Below are 17,303 nucleotides of genomic sequence, written 5' to 3'. Positions count from 1 at the left end.
CCGTGCGGTCAGGTACCTCGCGAGTTGGAAGTAGGTCGAGATTGCGATGAGCACCCCTCGATGAGTACGCGATGAGTACGAGCATGAAGTAGAGACGGTCCGGCGTAACCCGGACCTAAAAGGAGCGAAGTGGCTAAGGTCCGGGTATACGAACTCGCCAAGGAGTTCGGAGTTGAGAGCAAGGTCGTCATGGCCAAGCTCCAGGAACTCGGTGAGTTCGTCCGTTCGGCGTCCTCGACTATCGAGGCGCCGGTCGTACGCAAGTTGACCGATGCTTTGCAGGGCCCCGGCGGCAACGCCGGCAAGTCCGCTGCGAAGCCGGGTGAGCCCCGCAAGGCCGCCCCCGCCAAGCCCGGGGTTCCCACCCCGGGTGCTGTTGCACGTCCCGCTGCCCCGAAGCCCGGCGCACCGGCCCCCAAGCCGGTCGTTGCCGAGGCTCCGGCCGTCAGCGCCCCCGCCCCGGTGACCCCGACCGCCGCCCCCGGTGGTCCGCGTCCGGGTCCCAAGGCTCCGGCCGCCCCGAAGCCCGCTCCGGCGGCTCCCGTGGCGACCGAGTTCTCCGCGCCTCCGGCGGCTCCGGCCGCCGCGGCTCCGGCGCGCACCGACCGTCCCGCCGGCCCCGGCGCGACCCCCGGTCCGCGTCCGGCGCAGCAGCGCCCCGAGCGCACCGAGCGTCCGGCGGCCCAGGGCGGCCAGTCCGGCGCCCGTCCCGGCGCCCCGCGTCCGGCCGGTGCCGCTCCGGCGCGCACCGAGCGTCCCGCCGGTCCCGGTGCTTCGGCCCCGCGTCCGCAGGGCGCCCGTCCGGCCGGTCCCCGTCCGGGCAACAACCCGTTCACCTCTGGTGGCTCCACCGGCATGGCGCGCCCGCAGGCGCCCCGTCCGGCCGGCGCTCCCCGTCCCGGCGCCCCCGGCGCCGGTGACCGCCAGGGTGGCGCTCCCCGTCCGCAGGGCGGCCCCGGCGGCGCTCCGCGTCCCCAGGGTGCCGGTGCGGGTCGTCCGACCCCGGGCGGCATGCCGCGTCCGCAGGGCGGCGCCCCGCGTCCCGGTGGTGCTCCCGGTGGTAACCGTCCCAACCCGGGCATGATGCCGCAGCGTCCCGCTGCCGGTGGTCCCGGTCCCCGTCCCGGTGGCGGCCCCGGTGGCCGTGGTCCCGGTGCGGGCGGTCCCCGTCCCGGCGGCGCCGGTGGCGCCGGTCGTCCCGCGGGCGGCGGCTTCGCCGGTCGTCCGGCCGGTCCGGGCTCGCGTCCGGGTGGTGGCGGCGGCTTCGGCGGTCCCCGTCCCGGTGGCGGCGGCTTCGGCGGCGGTCCGGCCGGTGCCGGTGGCGGCGGTCGTCCCGGCTTCGGCGGGCGTCCCGGTGGTCCCAATGCCCGTGGTGGCACGCAGGGCGCCTTCGGCCGTCCCGGTGGTCCCGCGCGTCGTGGACGCAAGTCCAAGCGCCAGCGTCGCCAGGAGTACGAGGCCATGCAGGCCCCGTCGGTCGGCGGCATCATGCTGCCGCGTGGTCACGGCGAGACCGTTCGCCTGTCGCGCGGTGCCTCCCTCACCGACTTCGCGGAGAAGATCAACGCCAACCCGGCGTCGCTCGTCGCCGTGATGATGAACCTCGGCGAGATGGTCACTGCCACGCAGTCCGTCTCCGACGAGACCCTCGAAATGCTGGCCGGCGAGATGAACTACGTCGTTCAGATCGTCAGCCCGGAGGAAGAGGACCGCGAGCTCCTCGAGGGCTTCGACATCGAGTTCGGCGAGGACGAGGGCGGCGAGGAATTCCTCATGCCGCGTCCGCCGGTCGTGACCGTCATGGGTCACGTCGACCACGGTAAGACCCGACTGCTCGACGCCATCCGCAAGACGAACGTCGTCGCGGGCGAGGCCGGTGGCATCACGCAGCACATCGGTGCGTACCAGGTCAGCGCCACGGTCAACGATGAAGAGCGCAAGATCACCTTCATCGACACCCCGGGTCACGAGGCGTTCACCGCCATGCGTGCCCGTGGTGCCAAGTCGACCGACATCGCGATCCTCGTGGTCGCGGCCAACGACGGCGTGATGCCGCAGACGATCGAGGCGCTCAACCACGCCCAGGCCGCCGGCGTTCCGATCGTCGTCGCGGTCAACAAGATCGATGTCGAGGGTGCCGACCCGGTCAAGGTGCGCGGTCAGCTCACCGAGTTCGGTCTGGTCGCCGAGGAGTACGGCGGCGACACGATGTTCGTCGACATCTCCGCCAAGCAGGGTCTGCACATCGACTCCCTGCTCGAGGCCGTCGTCCTCACCGCCGACGCCTCGCTCGACCTGCGCGCCAACCCGGAGCAGGACGCTCAGGGTATTGCGATCGAGTCCCACCTCGACCGCGGCCGCGGTGCCGTTGCCACCGTCCTCGTCCAGCGCGGTACCCTCCGCGTCGGCGACACGATGGTCGTGGGCGATGCCTACGGCCGCGTGCGCGCCATGCTCGACGACAAGGGCAACAACGTCGAGGAAGCGGGTCCCGCGACCCCCGTCCTGGTCCTGGGTCTCACCAACGTCCCCGGCGCCGGCGACAACTTCCTCGTCGTCGACGAGGACCGTACGGCCCGTCAGATCGCCGAGAAGCGTGCTGCGCGTGAGCGCAACGCCAACTTCGCCAAGCGCGTCCGCCGGGTGTCCCTGGAAGACCTCGACTCGGTCCTCAAGGCCGGTCTGGTCCAGGAACTCAACCTCATCATCAAGGGCGACGCGTCCGGTGCGGTGGAGGCTCTCGAGTCCTCGCTGCTCCAGCTCGACGTCGGCGAAGAGGTGGACATCCGCGTCCTGCACCGCGGTGTGGGTGCGGTCACCGAGTCCGACATCAACCTGGCGATGGGCTCCGACGCCATCGTCATCGGCTACAACGTCCGTGCGGCCGGCCGTGCCGCGCAGATGGCGGAGCGCGAGGGTGTCGACGTCCGCTACTACTCGGTGATCTACCAGGCCATCGAGGAGATCGAGGCGGCCCTGAAGGGTCTCCTCAAGCCGGAGTACGAAGAGGTCGAGCTCGGTACGGCGGAGGTCCGCGAGGTCTTCCGCTCGTCCAAGCTGGGCAACATCGCCGGTGTCCTCATCCGGTCCGGCGAGGTCAAGCGCAACACCAAGGCGCGGCTCCTGCGCGATGGCAAGGTCATCGCCGAGAGCCTCAACATCTCCGGTCTGCGCCGCTTCAAGGACGACGTCACCGAGATCCGCGAAGGCTTCGAGGGTGGTATCAACCTCGGTAACTTCAACGACATCAAGATCGACGACGTCATCGCGACGTACGAGATGCGCGAGAAGCCCCGCGCGTAAGCGCGAGGCGGTTCGCACCGTGTCGTAGGTAGCTGTAACACCGGGGCCGGTCGGCGGAATATCCGTCGATCGGCCCCGGCCGTTGCGTGTACGGTTCTGATGACCCTGCCGCGCGACGGCCGGCAGGCCACCGAACCCGCACCGGCGGGATATCCGGAACTGCATGTACGTGGGGACTCTGTCCTTCGATCTGCTCCTCGGCGACGTTCACTCGCTGAAGGAGAAACGCTCCGTCGTCCGGCCCATCGTGGCCGAGCTCCAGCGCAAGTTCTCTGTGAGCGCGGCCGAAGTGGGCGACCAGGACCTGCACCGCAGGGCCCGTATAGGGGTCGCTCTGGTGAGTGGGGACACGGGGTTCCTCTCGGATGTACTGGACCGCTGCGAGCGGCTGGTCGCGGCACGTCCGGAAGTGGAACTGCTGTCGGTACGACGGCGGCTCCACGGTGATGAAGACTGACCGCAAGACTTTAAGAAGGAGACGGACCAGTGGCCGACAATGCGCGGGCGAAGAAGCTGGCGGACCTCATCCGGGAGGTGGTGGCCGAGAAGCTGCAGCGCGGCGTCAAGGACCCCCGCCTCGGTACGCACGTGACCATCACGGACACCAGGGTCACCGGCGACCTGCGGGAGGCCACGGTCTTCTACACGGTGTACGGCGACGACGAGGCGCGGGTCAGTGCGGCAGCGGGTCTGGAGAGCGCCAAGGGCGTACTTCGCTCCGCGGTCGGCCGGGCGGCGCAGACCAAGTTCACGCCGACCCTGACGTTCGTGGCGGACGCCCTTCCGGAGACCGCCAAGAGCATCGAGGACCTCCTGGAGAAGGCGCGGACCTCCGACGCCCAGGTGCGCGAGGTCTCCTCGGGCGCGAAGTACGCCGGCGACGCCGACCCGTACAAGAAGCCCGACGAGGACGACGCCGAAGCTGACGACGTCGCCGACGAAGACGGGGACGCATCCGCGTAATGAGCACCAACGCAGGGAAGACGCCGGACGGCCTGGTCATCGTCGACAAGCCGTCCGGTTTCACTTCGCACGACGTGGTCGCCAAGATGCGCGGGATCGCCAAGACCCGCCGCGTCGGCCACGCCGGCACGCTCGATCCGATGGCTACGGGCGTGCTGGTCCTGGGCGTCGAGAAGGCCACCAAGCTCCTCGGCCACCTCGCGCTCACGGAGAAGGAGTACCTCGGCACCATCCGGCTGGGCCAGAACACCCTGACGGACGACGCCGAGGGCGAGATCACCTCCTCCACGGACGCCACCGGGGTCACCCGGGAGGGCGTGGACGCGGGCATCGCCAAGCTGTCCGGCGCGATCATGCAGGTCCCGTCCAAGGTCAGCGCCATCAAGATCAAGGGCGTGCGCTCCTACAAGCGCGCACGCGACGGCGAGGAGTTCGAGATCCCGGCCCGCCCGGTGACCGTCTCCTCGTTCCAGGTGTACGACATGCGGGAGGCGGAGGCCGAGGACGGCACCAAGGTCGTCGACCTCGTCGTCTCCGTGGTCTGCTCCAGCGGTACGTACATCCGCGCGCTCGCGCGGGACCTGGGCGCCGACCTCGGCGTCGGCGGGCACCTCACGGCGCTGCGGCGCACGCGGGTGGGCCCGTACAAGATCGACCGGGCGCGCACGCTCGACCAGCTCCAGGAGGAGCTGACCGTCATGCCGATCGGCGACGCGGCGGCTGCCGCGTTCCCGCGCTGGGAGCTCGACGCCCGGCGGGCGTCGCTGCTGGCGAACGGCGTGCGGATCGACATGCCGGACGAGTACGAGCCCGGCAAGGCGGTCGCGGTCTACGGGCCGGACGGGCAGCTGCTCGGCCTCGTCGAGAGCAAGGGCGGCAAGGCGAAGTCGCTCGCGGTCTTCGCCTGATCCGTTCCACTGATCTGTTCCGTTGACGTGTTCCGCTTACGCGTTCCGCTGAGGCGATTCGCCGGCCGGCCTTCGGGCCGGCCGGTTCTCGTTTGCCCGGCCGGTGTTCCTTGGCCCGGCCGGTGTTGCTTGGCCCGGTCGGTGTTGCTTCGACGTGGAGCGGCGAGCGCACAGGGACCGCTGCTGCTCGCCGCTCCACGACCCCCCTCGGATAGGTCTCTATCCATCCGGACCCCCTTATTCACCCGTCCGAGCAGGCGCTCGGAGTGAATGGAGGGAGCGTAAGGGGGCGCTTTCGCCACGCGTGCTGTTCCCGCTGATCTTCACCTGCCTACGGTCGTGGCTACGGGGCACGCGCGGCGGGGAGTGGTGCGGTGACGGCGGAACTGATCAGGATCTGCGATCTCGCCGGACGGCCGCGGGGGAGCGGCTTCGTCGCGGACGACCGCGGGACGGTGCTCACCAGCCACGAGGCGGTGGACGGACTGGCCCGGATGGTCCTGCACGGGCCGGGGCCGGGGGAGCGGACCTGGCGGGCCGGGGCCTCGGACGTGACGGCCCTGCCGGAGCTGGGGCTGGCGCTCGTACGCAGCGACGGGCTCGGGGTGCGGCCGCTGCCGGTCGCGCCGCGCGGGGTGATCGTTCCCGGGACGTACGTACGGCTGTCCGCGCGGGGCTGGCGCCAGGCACGGGTGCTCGGCTCGGCCGAGACCACTTACGCGGCTGGGGTCGCGACCGACGGTTTGCACCTGCTCCCGGCCGCGCTGGAACTGGCCATCGGGACCGACGGCCGCGACGCGCTGCGGCTCGGCGGCGAGGCCTGCGGGGGCCCGGTGCTGGACGCCGTAACCGGAGCGGTGCTCGCGGTCCTGTGCACCGCTCTGCGGGCGGAGCACCGCTCCGGGGGTTTCGCCGTGCCCCTGGCGGCCGCGGCCGCCGCCGATCCGAGCGGACCCCTCGCCGCGCTGCTGGAACGCAACGCCGCGACCGTGCCGGGCTTCGGCGCCGACCTGAACCTCGCCGGAGCCCTCCAGCTCACCGGCACCACCCTGGGCGCGGCCCTCGCCACTGGTGGGCCGGAGCCGGTGGACCGCCCGGAGATCGCCGCCGAACTGGACGCCTTCGCCGCCGGGGATCACCGGGTCCTCGCGCTGGTCGGCCGTCCCGGGACCGGCCGCACCACCGCCCTCGCCGCGCTGGCGGCCCGCCGCGCCCGGGGCCCCCACCCGGCCCCGACCCTCTGGCTGCGCGGCGCCGACCTGCGGGCCGACGACACCTCGCTGGCCGACGCGGTGGCGCGGGCCCTGGCGGAGGCGGGACGGATCCTGGAGGTTCCGGCCGCCGCCCCGGGGCCGGACGGCTGCCCCGACGGGGGCCCCGACCCGGCATCGGCCTCGGCGCTGGCCTCGGCCGTGGCCTCGGCCGGGCGGCCCCTGCTCGTCGTCCTGGACGGGCCCGAGGAGATGCCGCCGCGGCTCGCGGGGCGGGCCGGGCCGTGGACCGGCGCCACCGCCGCCTGGCTGGAGGCGACCGGGGCCCGGCTGGCCGTGGCCGCCCGCCCCGAGCACTGGGAGTCGGCCGGGCAGCTCTACCCGCCGCGGATGCTCCGGATCCCGGCCCGGCCGGCCCGTCGGCTGCCGCCCGCTGTCCCGGTCGGCGACCTCACCCCCGAGGAAGCGGAGCGGGCCCGGACCCGGCTGGGCATCCCGGCCGGGGCCGTCGCCGACTCCGACGCCCGGCACCCGCTCACCCTGCGGCTGCTCGCGGAGATCCGCGCGGCCGGGGTCACCGCGGGCCGTCCGTCCCGTGACGAGGTCTTCGCGGCGCACCTGGCCCTGCTGTGCCTGCGCGTGGCCGTCCGCGCATCCGCCACCCTCCCCGAGCCCCACAGCCGCGCCGCGGCCGCGAACCCGGCCGCCGGGGGCGGGCCGCACGGTTGGGAGACGGACGGATGCGACGCGGCCGGGCCGTTCGGGGGCGGGCGGGGTACGGCCGCGCCCTTCCTGGGCGGGCCGGCTACGGGTGGGCCTGATTCAGGTGGGCCGGATTTGGGCGGGTGGGGGATGGCGGGGCCGTACGCGGGCGGGCCGGGTACGGGCGGGCTGTATGCGGACGGGCCGGGCGCGGGTGGGCCGGGGGCGGGTGGGCCGGATTCGGGCGGGCCGGATTCGGGTGAGTGGGGCAGGGCTGAGTCGTACGCGGGTGGGCAGGACACGGCGGGGCCGTACGCGGGTGGGCCGGGCGTGGCCGGGCCGGATGCGGCCGGGGTGTACGGGCCCGGGGTGGGCCGGCTGGCCGCGCGGGTGGCCGGGCGGGTGCACGAAGCCGCCCGGCGGTGTCTGGGGCCGGGTCAGGGACAGCTGGACCGGGCCTCCTTCGAGGAACTGTTCCCCTGGCGGTCGGGGTGGGCTTCCGCGGTGCTCACGGAGGGGCTGCTGGTGCCGGCCGGCGAGGGCTACCGCTTCGCCCACGAGGAGCTCGCCGACTGGCTGCAGGCCGCGCACCTGGACCTCCCGGTGGCCCTCGACACCCTGGGTCGGGACGTCCCCCGTCACCGCATCGGTCCCGTGTTGGAGGGCGTGCGTCTGCTGCCGCCCGGGGAGCGGGCAGCCGCGCTGGAGCGGCTCGTGGCCCTGCTCGACGGAGCCGACGGCCCGGAGGCGGGTTGGTGGGCCGCCCGTCTCATCGGCGAGACCCTGCTGCGCGCCCCCGACGCCACGCCGTACCTGCCGGTCCTGCACGCCCTGGCCGAGCACCTGTCCCGGCCCCGTCCTGCTCCGGCGCAGGGCACCCCTCCGGGGGCGGACCCGCCGCGCCCGGCCCCGACACCGGCCGGCTCCGCCGCGGACGCCGGGTCTCCCGGGGTGGACTTGCCGCGCTCGGCGCCGGTCGTGGCGCCTTCGGCGTCGGCCGGGTCTGCCGGGTGTGCGGGGACTTCGGGGGTGGACTTGCCGCGCTCGGCGCCGGTCGTGGCGCCTTCGGCGTCGGCCGGGTCTGCCGGGTGTGCGGGGACTTCGGGGATGGACTTGCCCCGCCCGGCACCAGTGGCCGGATCCCCGGAATGGGCTGGCTCCGCCGGGTATGCGGGGCCTCCCGGGGCGGACCTGCACCGCCCGGCGCCGGTGGCTGCACCCTCGGCATCGGCCGGGTCCGGCGTGGACGCCGGGGCTCCCGGGATGGACTTGCCTCGCCCGGCGCCGGTCGTGGTGCCTTCGGCGTCGGCCGGGTCCGCCGCGTACGCGGGCACTCTGGGGCCGGCGGACATCGCCGCGTGGGCGGGGCCCTGTGGCACCGGGCAGCCGCGGATTCCCGCCCAGGGTGGAGTGCCGGCGGCCGGTGGGCCCGATGCGCTGGCCGGGCCCGTCCGTCCCGGGGCGGCTGCCACCTGCGGCGTCGGCGGCACCGGGTCCGGCGGGACCACCGCACCCGGTGAGGGCGGCCAGGACGAGGGGGAGTTCGGGGTGTGGTTCTGGAGCCGGCTGCGCCTCGCCGAGGAGGACCGGTTCGAGCTGCTGCGGCGGCTGGTGCCCCATGACCACCGGCTCCTCGACGCCGCCGCCCGGCGGCTGGTCCGGGCACCGCACCTGGTGCAGCCGCTGCTCTGCGGCTGGTTCCGCGACGAGCGGCGGCTGCTCGGGCGGCCCGGGGCCACCGTCGCCACCGCCGCACAGGCCCTGCTGCACACCCATCGCAGCCTGGCCGTCGACGACCTCGCCGAAGCGCTCGTCACCGCCGCGCACCCCCGCGCCGACGAGCTGCTCGCCGTACTCGCCGAGGACGAGCCCTCCGCCCTCAGCCGGGCCGTGGACCGCTGGGCCCACGACGAGCGGCCCGGCCGCCGGGTCGCGGCGGCCGCGTACGGGCCGCTCACCGCCCCGCACGTACGCACCCCCGCCGACCGCGAGCTGCTGCGCTACGCCGCGCAGGCCCTCCTCGCCCGCCCCGCGGACGCCTCCCTGCACGGGAGCGCCCTCGGGATCCTGCTCCGCGACCCCCAGGTCCGGGCCCGCTACCTCCCCGAGGCCCTCGCCTGCTTCCGCGACCCCGTGCCCGGCCGGCGGCTGCCCGCCGCCGCGCTGGTGGCCGCGCTCCCCGTGCTGCCCGACCCGGACGCGGTGTTCGCCGCACTGCGGGAGCGGGCCGACGGGGAGGTGGTGCGCGCGCTGGCCGCGCTGACCACGCCGGGTCTGGCGCGGCGCGCGGCCGACCTCGTACGGGACCACCTCGCGCGGCACCCGCAGGACGCGGCGCACGCCGCCGAGTTCGTGGAGCGGCGGCTCGAACAGGGTCTGGCCGCCGCCCCCGTGCTCCGCCCGCTCGTACGGGACCTGCTGGGCTCCGGTCCGCCCCCGGTCCGGGCGGCGCTGGCCCGCGTACTGGCCGCCCCGGGCACGGAGTCCTCGTACACGCTCCGCGGCGAACTGGCCGAGGCGCTGCTCCGCGAGGAGCTCGATCCGTATGTGCTCGACGCCTTCCTCGGCGCGCTGGCGGCGGGCGCGGCCGCCGGCGCGCCGCCGGACCGTACCCGGGACCTGCTGCGGCGCACCGGCCGGCAACTGCTGGGGACACCGGGCGGGCCGGCGGTCTTCGAGCGGCGCACGGTCGAGCTGGCGCGGGCCGAACCGGCCTTCCGCGCGCTCGTGGCCCGCTGGCTGGAGCGGGCGCCGCAGGAGGCGGCGGCGCTGCTGGGACCGGGCGCGCGCCGGACCGTCGAGACCCTCGCTCACAGCGCGTCCGCGAGCGCGTCCGCGAGTGCGTCCCGGAGCGCGTCCGCGCCGGACGACGCCGATGATGGGCAGCGGGCACCGGCATGGCAGTCTTAGACCTGCAATCGGCAATCAGGACAGGGCCTAAAGGGTTCGGGCGAGGAGCGGTCACAGTGCAGCGCTGGCGTGGCTTGGAGGACATCCCCCAGGACTGGGGACGCGGCGTCGTCACCATCGGCTCCTACGACGGCGTCCACCGGGGTCATCAGCTGATCATCGGACGCGCCGTGGCCAAGGCGCGCGAACTCGGCGTCCCCTCCGTCGTCGTCACCTTCAGCCCGCACCCGAGCGAGGTCGTCCGCCCCGGCAGCCACCCGCCGATCCTGGCCCCGTACGACCGGCGCGCCGAGCTGATGGCCGGGCTGGGCGTGGACGCGCTGCTGATCCTGCCCTTCACGGCGGAGTTCTCGCAGCTGTCCCCGGCCGACTTCATCGTGAAGGTGCTCGTCGACAAGCTGCACGCGCTGGCGGTCATCGAGGGCCCGAACTTCCGCTTCGGCCACAAGGCCGCGGGCAACGTGGAGTTCCTGCGGCAGCTCGGCGCCACCTACGACTACGAGGTCGAGGTCGTGGACCTGGTGGAGCGCGGCGAGGCGGGCGGCGGCGTGCCGTTCTCCTCCACGCTCGCGCGCAAGCTCGTGGCGCAGGGCGACATGGACGGCGCGGCCGAGATCCTGGGCCGCCCGCACCGGCTCGAAGGCATCGTGGTGCGCGGTGCGCAGCGCGGGCGCGAACTCGGCTACCCGACGGCGAACGTGGAGACGCAGCCGCACACCGCGATCCCGGCCGACGGGGTGTACGCGGGCTGGCTGACGGCGGACGGCGAGCGGATGCCGGCGGCGATCTCGGTCGGCACGAACGTGCAGTTCGACGCGACCGAGCGGACCGTGGAGGCGTACGCGATCGACCGGGTCGGGCTGGACCTGTACGGCATGCACGTGGCCGTGGACTTCCTCGCCTACGTGCGCGGGATGGCGAAGTTCGAGTCGCTGGACGGGCTGCTGGAGGCCATCGCCGACGACGTGAAGCGCGCGCGGGTGCTGACGGACGCGTACGACGCGGAGCGCTGACGAGCGGTCGGCCGACGGGCGAGGGCCCGTACCGTCCCGGGGATTCCGGGGGCGGTACGGGCCCTCGTGCGTGTGCGGGCTGCGCCGGCCGTCAGCCGCCGGCGGTCAGCCGCCCACCGTCAGCCCAGGCGCGGGTCGCGCGGGGGCCCGTTGGGCTGGGGCGGCTGGGGCTGGCCGGGCTGCTGGGGCCAGGGCTGGCCGGGGGTGGGGTAGGGCTGCTGGCCGTACGGGGGCTGCTGCTGGGGCTGGTGGGGCGGCTGCGGCTGCGGCTGCTGCGGGTAGGGCTGCTGGGGCGGCTGCGGCTGGCCCCAGTGGTTCTGTGGCGCCTGCTGCTGGGCGCGGATGAAGTCCTCGGCGACCAGGGCGGAGAGGTTGAAGTAGGCCTCGCGCGTCTTGGGCCGGAGCATGTCGAGGTCGACCTCGGCGCCGGCCGCGAGGTGGTCGTCGAACGGGACCACCACGACACCGCGGCAGCGGGTCTCGAAGTGCCGCACGATGTCCTCGACCTTGATCATCTTGGCGGTCTCGCGGACGCCGGAGATCACGGTGAGGGAGCGCGAGACGAGGTCGGCGTACCCGTGCGCGGAGAGCCAGTCGAGGGTGGTGCTTGCGCTGCTCGCGCCGTCCACCGACGGGGTCGAGATGATGATCAGCTGATCGGCCAGGTCCAGGACCCCGCGCATCGCGGAGTAGAGGAGACCGGTGCCCGAGTCGGTGAGGATGATCGGGTACTGGCGGCCGAGCGTCTCGATGACGCGGCGGTAGTCCTCGTCGTTGAAGGCCGTCGAGACGGCCGGGTCCACGTCGTTGGCGATGATCTCCAGACCGGAGGGCGCCTGGGAGGTGAACCGGCGGATGTCCATGTACGAGTTCAGGTACGGGATCGCCTGGACCAGGTCCCGGATCGTGGCCCCGGTCTCGCGGCGCACGCGGCGGCCGAGGGTGCCGGCGTCGGGGTTCGCGTCGATGGCCAGGATCTTGTCCTGGCGCTCGGTGGCGAGGGTGGCGCCGAGGGCGGTGGTGGTCGTCGTCTTGCCGACGCCGCCCTTGAGGCTGATGACGGCGATCCGGTAGCAGGACATCACCGGCGTGCGGATCAGCTCCAGCTTGCGCCGCCGCTCCGCTTCCGCCGCCTTGCCGCCGAAGCGGAACAGGCCGCCGCCACCGGAGGCGTTGTTGCCGCTCCGGGCCTTCTGCCGGCCGCGCAGCAGGCGGTCGGAGGACAGCTCGACGGCGGCGGTGTAGCCGAGGGGTGCGCCGCCGGAGGGCTGGGGTGCGCCGCCGCCGTAACGGGGGTCCTGGCCGTGGGGGCCCTGCGGTCCCTGGGGCCCCGGCGGACCTTGCTGCCATTGGCCGCCGCGCGGATCGGCGTACTGCGCCTGCGGCTGCGGCTGCTGCTGGGGTGCCTGCGGGGCCTGGTGCGCGGGCGGGAATCCGTACCCGGCGTCGGGCGTCTGGGGGCGGGGCTGGGACGGCGGCTGGATGTCGTACCCGGCCTGGGGGTCCACCGGTGCGGTCAACTCGGCGGACCACTGCGGAAGTTCGGCGCCGGACGCCGGGGCGGCTCCGGCGGATCCCTCGAACGGGTTCGCCTCGCGCGGCGTGGGGATGACCGTCCCCGCCGGGGGAGTGGGCGTACGCACGACGGCGGGCGGCGCGTCGCCGACCGGCGCGGAGTCCGCGTACGGCGGCCGGGCGTCGTACGAAGCCGGCGCGTGCCCCTGGCCGGCGGGCGCGGCGGCGTACGGGTCGCTCAAGGGGCCCTGACCGGCGGGGGACCCGGTGGCCGGCGCCGGCGCGATGCCGTCCGAGGCCGGCGGGGCCGGGGCGGCGGCGTCCGGGCTGCCCGGGTACGGGGGAAGGGCGTTGTCCGGGGCCGGGGCCGGGGCGTGGGGAGGGATGCCGGCGTCCGGCGCGGAGGGATACGGCGGGGCCGGGCTGCCCGGGTACGGCGGCGCGGGGGAGTCCGAGGCCGACGGGTGGGGCGGGACAGCACTGGCCGAGGCCGACGGGTTCGGCGGCAGGGCGGCGTCCGGGGCCGGTGCGGCGGGCTGCGGCGCGGCGTCGTCGGCGCGGCCGGGCGCGGAGCCGTCCGGGACCGGCGGGACCGGCGCCGGGGCGAAGTCCGGGGGCGGCGTGTGGGCCGGGGCGGGGCTGTCCGGGGCGGCCGGGTTCGACGGCAGCCCGGTGCCCGAGGGCGGCGTGTGGGGCGAGGCGGCGCTGACCGAGGCCGACGGGTACGCCGGCCCGGCGGCGTCCGGGGCCGGGGTGTGGGTCGGAGCGGGGCTGCCCGTGCCGGCGGGGTTCGACGGCAGTCCGGTGCCCTGGGCCGACGGGTGGGGCGGGACGGCAGTGTCGGGGGCCGGCGGGTATGCCGGGGCGGAGGCGTCGGCGGCCGGGGCGTACGGCGCGGCCGGGGTGCTGGGGGCCGACGGGTAAGACGCGGCTGGGGTGCCGGCGGCCGGAGCGTACGGTGCCGCCTGAGCGGCCGGGTCCTGAGCGGCCGGGTCCTGAGCCGCCGGAGCCGGAGCGTACGGTGCGGGCGCGGAGTCCGCGGGCAGCGCCGTGAGTGCGTCGGGGGTGCCCGCGTACGGCACGGCCGGGGCCGGTGCCGGGTTCGACGCCGCGCGGGGCGCGGGCGGTGCGATGCGCATCGTCGGAGGGGTCTCCAGGTCCGACGGAGGCCGGTGGGGCTCGAAGCCGCTGCCTTCGGGCAGGCCCGGGATCGCGGCGGCCGCCGGAGCCGAGCCCTGCGTGTACCAGGCCGGCGGGGTGTAGTCGATGGTGAACTCGCCCGTCAGCTCGGGCTCCGCGTCGGACTGATCGTCCGTCGGGACGTCCCACGTCCCGCCGCGCCTCTCGTTCCGATCGCCGCTCACTGGTCCTCCTGATCTGTCGAACACTGGTCCGGCGTCCCACCGGGCCACGCCGTCGCCCAGCCTAATCGTGCCCTGCGGCCGGTCTCCGCCCCCGTCTGCCCGTACCCGGGGCGGACCACGGGCCGGGGCCGCCCCCATCCTGCCCATACGGCCGGGCCCCGGCCAATCCCGTCTCCCCGGCCCACCTGCCGTATCACGCCGTTCCGTACCCGCCCGGTTGCGGCCCGCCCTTCGTCGGGGGCGCGTGCGGGCCGGTCCCCGTCCAGCTGTTCCCGCCCCGCGGGTTCCCCGTCCGCTTCGCCCTCGCCTGGTGCGGCCTGACGTTGCCCGGTTGGCCGGTCGGCCGGTCGGCCGGTTGCCCCGCGCCGCTTGCGTGGTGCGGGTGGTGGGCCCTGCGGGGCGAGGTCCCCTACCCTCCCCCAGATTCCGTCCGGGGGACCCCCGGTTCGCCCGTTCCCCGGGCTCCGCCCGGACCCGGTCCTCGAGCGCCCGACGGGCTGGAGGGGCCCGGGCCGGTTCGCCGGAAGCGGGGGCTGTGGCACGTTCGGCTCGGCCTGCCGGCTCCGGTCCTGTCGGACCGGGGCTCGCCTGGTCTTGGCTCCCGTCCATCCCCGGCTCGTTCGGCTCGGCTCCGCCTGTTCGTGCCCCGCCGGTGGAGGCTCGCAAGTTCCCGGCCGGCGGGTGGCGGTTCGCCTGTTCCAGGTTCGCCGGTGGCGGTTCGCCTGTTCCCGGCCCGCGGGTCGCGGTTCGCCTGTCCCAGGCTCGCCGGTTCGGGGGCTACTGGACCATGGCGCGCCCCTGCATGTTCCGTCGGCGTCCGGTCTACGCCGGTGGTGGCAGGGCTGGGCACGCCCTGCCCAGCCCCGGCACATCGCTCCGCCGGGCGGTTCCCGCGGTGCCGGCCGGAGCTCGCCTGTTTCTGTTCTGCCGTTACCGGACCGCCCGTTCGGGTCACCCGGTTCCCGGCTGACCCGTCGCCCGAACCGGGTCGGCGGCCTGGCCGTTGCCGTTCCGCCGGCGGGCTGGTTCCACCGTCGGGCCATGGCTGCCCGGTCCGGTCCGTTCCTCGGGACACCGGTTCCGCGGAACGGACCGCGAGCCGCGCACACGCTGCCCCGCCGACCCGCGTCCCGCGAGCCACGGTTCCCCGAACCGGTACCTCCCGGGTGTCCACGCCACGACCCGGGGTCCCCCGTGAGGGTGAACCCCGCCGCACCCCGGGCCCCGCCGGCAGCCACCCGGAACTCCCGGACCCGCTCAGCCGGTCAGCGCCCGGTCAGGGCCAGGGCCAGGGCCAGGGCCAGGGCCAGGGCAGGCGCCAGGCCTCCGTCCCCGCTCAGTCGATGCGACGTGCCGGGCCCAGCAGGCCCGTCTCCCCGTCCGTCGGCTGGGTCATCACGAACTGCCGGTCCCGCTCGGTGCACCACAGCGTGACCCCGTCGCCCAGCGTCGGCAGTGACTCCACCGCCGCCGCCGGCAGCAGCATCAGGCGGCCCAGCTGCTCGGCCTCGTCCGGGGAGACCCGCTGGACGCCGACCAGGGAGGCGTTGCGCACCAGTCGGGGGGCCGCCGGGCTCAGGTACGGGAGCAGGGTCAGGACCGACTGCCAGGGTCCCGCCGCGACGCGGCCCCGCGGCGGCCGCATGCCGCAGTCGCGGATCACCAGGACCGGACTGCCCGCCGACGCGCCCTGAGGCGGCACCCGGCCCACGTCGTGCAGGGTCACGCACTGCTGGCCCCCGCCCGCGGCCTGCGCCAGCCCGGACCACACCGGGCCGCGCCCGGTCTCCACCGTCACCCGCGCCCCCGTGGCGGCGGCCCGCAGGGCCAGGACCTGCGCCGTCCACAGACCGCCGATCAGCGTGACCTCGTACGGAGTCGGCCGGTTGATGCCGAGGACCGCCGGGCGGCCCCCCGAGTCGACGCCGATGACGACTCCGTCGTCCCCGACCGGCAGCGCGAGCGCGTCCAGCTCCGCCGCCTGGACCACGTGCCGTTCCCGGCGCGGGCCGACCAGCCCGAACCCGCCCCGCGAGCCCGAACCCGCTCCGGCGCGCGATCCCACAGCGGATCCCGGTCCCGCAGCGGATCCCGAACGAGAGCCCCTCATCGTGTCCCTCCCAGCGGCAGCGACGCCAGCAGCCCCGGCACCTGCTCCCGGTCCAGCCGTACCAGCCCGGCCTTGACCCCGCGGGCCGTCTGCTCCAGTCCGCGCCGCGCGGTGACCAGCTCCTCGTCGCTGCGCCCGGTGACCCGTACGTGCCCGGTCAGCGCGACCTCGTGCCGCGCGGCCGGGGTCATCGTGAGGCTGAAGTTCGTGGCCAGCGCCGGCAGTGAGGTCAGCAGCGCGACGAACTGCGGCAGTGCCGCCCCGCTCCCGCCCAACTGGGGCCAGCGGCTGATCCAGTACGTGGTGTGCCGCCGGTCGTCGCAGCGCCAGGTCCGCGAGGTCTCCTCGGTGCGCCGGCCCGTGGCCGCCGACCGCCCCGCCTGGGTGATCGCCATCGGGTTCGCGCACGAGGACGTGGCCAGGGCGCCCGTCAGCTCCTGCTCCGTGAGCACCGTCGCGCGGAACCCGGCCCCCGCGAGCCTGCTCGCCAACTGGTCCGCGACCCGCACCAGACACCGCTGCGCCCCCGGCAGCCCGCCCCCGCGCGCGGTGACCGCGTCGGGGCACAGCTCCGGATCCAGCTTGAGCGCGATCCAGGTGAGGCGTACGGCCGGGCTCCCGGTCAGGGCCTGGAGCGGGGCGTAGTTGCGCGCGGCCATCGACTGGGCCGGCAGGTGCGGGGCCGGCGCGGGCTGGGTGTGCTGCACGAGCTGCGCGGACTCCAGCCGGATGCCGTCCACTTCGAGGACGTCCCGTACGAGGGCCAGCGGCAGCGGCCGCGCCGCCCGGTCGGGGCGCAGCGCGGTGGCGTCCATGTCGACCTGGACCACCGCGGTCAGGAAGGTGCCGTCACCGACCATGCCCACGGGCCGCCGGTCACGGTCGCGCTCCCGCTCGCTGAACGTGAGCGTCCGCAAAGCCGGTTCGGCCTCGACGAGCGGGGCCAGCCCGGGTTCCGTACCGGCCGGCACCGCCGTGGCGGCGGCCCGGCGGCGGCGTGCGCGCAGGGCGAGGGCGCCGCCGATCCACTCGGGCAGCGAGCGCCGGTGCCTGCGTACGACCGCGAGCAGGACGAGGAGCAGGGCGAGCACACCGGCGGGCGCCAGCAGCAGCGGATCCACGACCCAGGCCGCCAGCAGAGCCGCGGCGGCCACCTGGAGGAGCACGAGTTGTTGCAATCGGAACGGGCCAAAACGCCCCGGGCCGGACTTCGGATGCGGCGTCACTCCGGCGCGCGCGGATTCGGGCGCCCCGGTCCGCGGCCTCACGGCAGTGGCCATCACTCGCGCACCTCACCTTTCCGG

General features: G+C 75.3%; 9 protein-coding genes. 6 read left to right on the top strand and 3 right to left on the bottom strand.

Annotated elements, in window-relative coordinates:
* Window positions 1-129 precede the first annotated feature (129 nt).
* The 6 genes from infB to OG730_RS12165 all read left to right on the top strand — a co-directional run bounded on the left by infB (window position 130) and on the right by OG730_RS12165 (window position 11,010).
* Window positions 130-3,303, top strand: a complete 3,174-nt coding sequence (gene infB, locus OG730_RS12190) for a translation initiation factor IF-2 (RefSeq protein ID WP_327304269.1) — start codon at window positions 130-132, stop codon at window positions 3,301-3,303.
* Between the two features lie 163 nt (window positions 3,304-3,466).
* A complete protein-coding gene (locus tag OG730_RS12185) occupies window positions 3,467-3,760 on the top strand; it encodes a DUF503 domain-containing protein (protein ID WP_030161467.1) in 294 nt (97 codons plus the stop codon).
* A 29-nt stretch (window positions 3,761-3,789) separates the two neighbouring features.
* Window positions 3,790-4,266, top strand: a complete 477-nt coding sequence (gene rbfA, locus OG730_RS12180) for a 30S ribosome-binding factor RbfA (protein ID WP_327304268.1) — start codon at window positions 3,790-3,792, stop codon at window positions 4,264-4,266.
* Complete coding sequence (truB, locus tag OG730_RS12175) at window positions 4,266-5,174, top strand: tRNA pseudouridine(55) synthase TruB (protein WP_327304267.1); 909 nt, start codon at window positions 4,266-4,268, stop codon at window positions 5,172-5,174. The genes rbfA and truB overlap by 1 nt, the downstream gene beginning before the upstream one ends.
* Before the next feature lie 374 nt (window positions 5,175-5,548).
* The gene (locus OG730_RS12170; protein WP_327304266.1) at window positions 5,549-9,997 is read left to right on the top strand and encodes a serine protease; all 4,449 of its coding nucleotides are present in this window, start codon (window positions 5,549-5,551) and stop codon (window positions 9,995-9,997) included.
* 56 nt (window positions 9,998-10,053) lie between these two features.
* On the top strand, window positions 10,054-11,010 hold the full coding sequence (locus OG730_RS12165; RefSeq protein ID WP_327304265.1) for a bifunctional riboflavin kinase/FAD synthetase: 957 nt from the start codon (window positions 10,054-10,056) through the stop codon (window positions 11,008-11,010).
* 119 nt (window positions 11,011-11,129) lie between these two features.
* Here OG730_RS12165 and OG730_RS12160 read toward each other — a convergent pair whose 3' ends face one another.
* From OG730_RS12160 to eccE, 3 genes are all read right to left on the bottom strand, one after another.
* Complete coding sequence (locus tag OG730_RS12160; RefSeq protein WP_327304264.1) at window positions 11,130-13,889, bottom strand: SCO5717 family growth-regulating ATPase; 2,760 nt, start codon at window positions 13,887-13,889, stop codon at window positions 11,130-11,132.
* Window positions 13,890-15,225: 1,336 nt separating this feature from the next.
* Complete coding sequence (locus tag OG730_RS12155; RefSeq protein WP_327304263.1) at window positions 15,226-15,999, bottom strand: hypothetical protein; 774 nt, start codon at window positions 15,997-15,999, stop codon at window positions 15,226-15,228.
* Window positions 15,996-17,279: a type VII secretion protein EccE gene (gene eccE / locus OG730_RS12150; RefSeq protein WP_327304262.1), complete on the bottom strand. Its 1,284-nt coding sequence runs from the start codon at window positions 17,277-17,279 to the stop codon at window positions 15,996-15,998. Before eccE ends, OG730_RS12155 begins: the two co-directional genes overlap by 4 nt.
* Between the last annotated feature and the right edge of the window lie 24 nt (window positions 17,280-17,303).

The organism is Streptomyces sp. NBC_01298 (assembly GCF_035978755.1).
Taxonomy (GTDB): Bacteria; Actinomycetota; Actinomycetes; order Streptomycetales; family Streptomycetaceae; genus Streptomyces.
This window is presented reverse-complemented; position numbering and strand designations above follow the sequence as displayed.

What these genes read in the sequence shown, in the direction of transcription:
- eccE (WP_327304262.1), bottom strand. Translation starts at nt 17,279, where the DNA reads ATGGCCACTGCCGTGAGGCCGCGGACCGGGGCGCCCGAATCCGCGCGC.
- OG730_RS12155 (WP_327304263.1), bottom strand. Translation starts at nt 15,999, where the DNA reads ATGAGGGGCTCTCGTTCGGGATCCGCTGCGGGACCGGGATCCGCTGTG.
- OG730_RS12185 (WP_030161467.1), top strand. Translation starts at nt 3,467, where the DNA reads ATGTACGTGGGGACTCTGTCCTTCGATCTGCTCCTCGGCGACGTTCAC.
- truB (WP_327304267.1), top strand. Translation starts at nt 4,266, where the DNA reads ATGAGCACCAACGCAGGGAAGACGCCGGACGGCCTGGTCATCGTCGAC.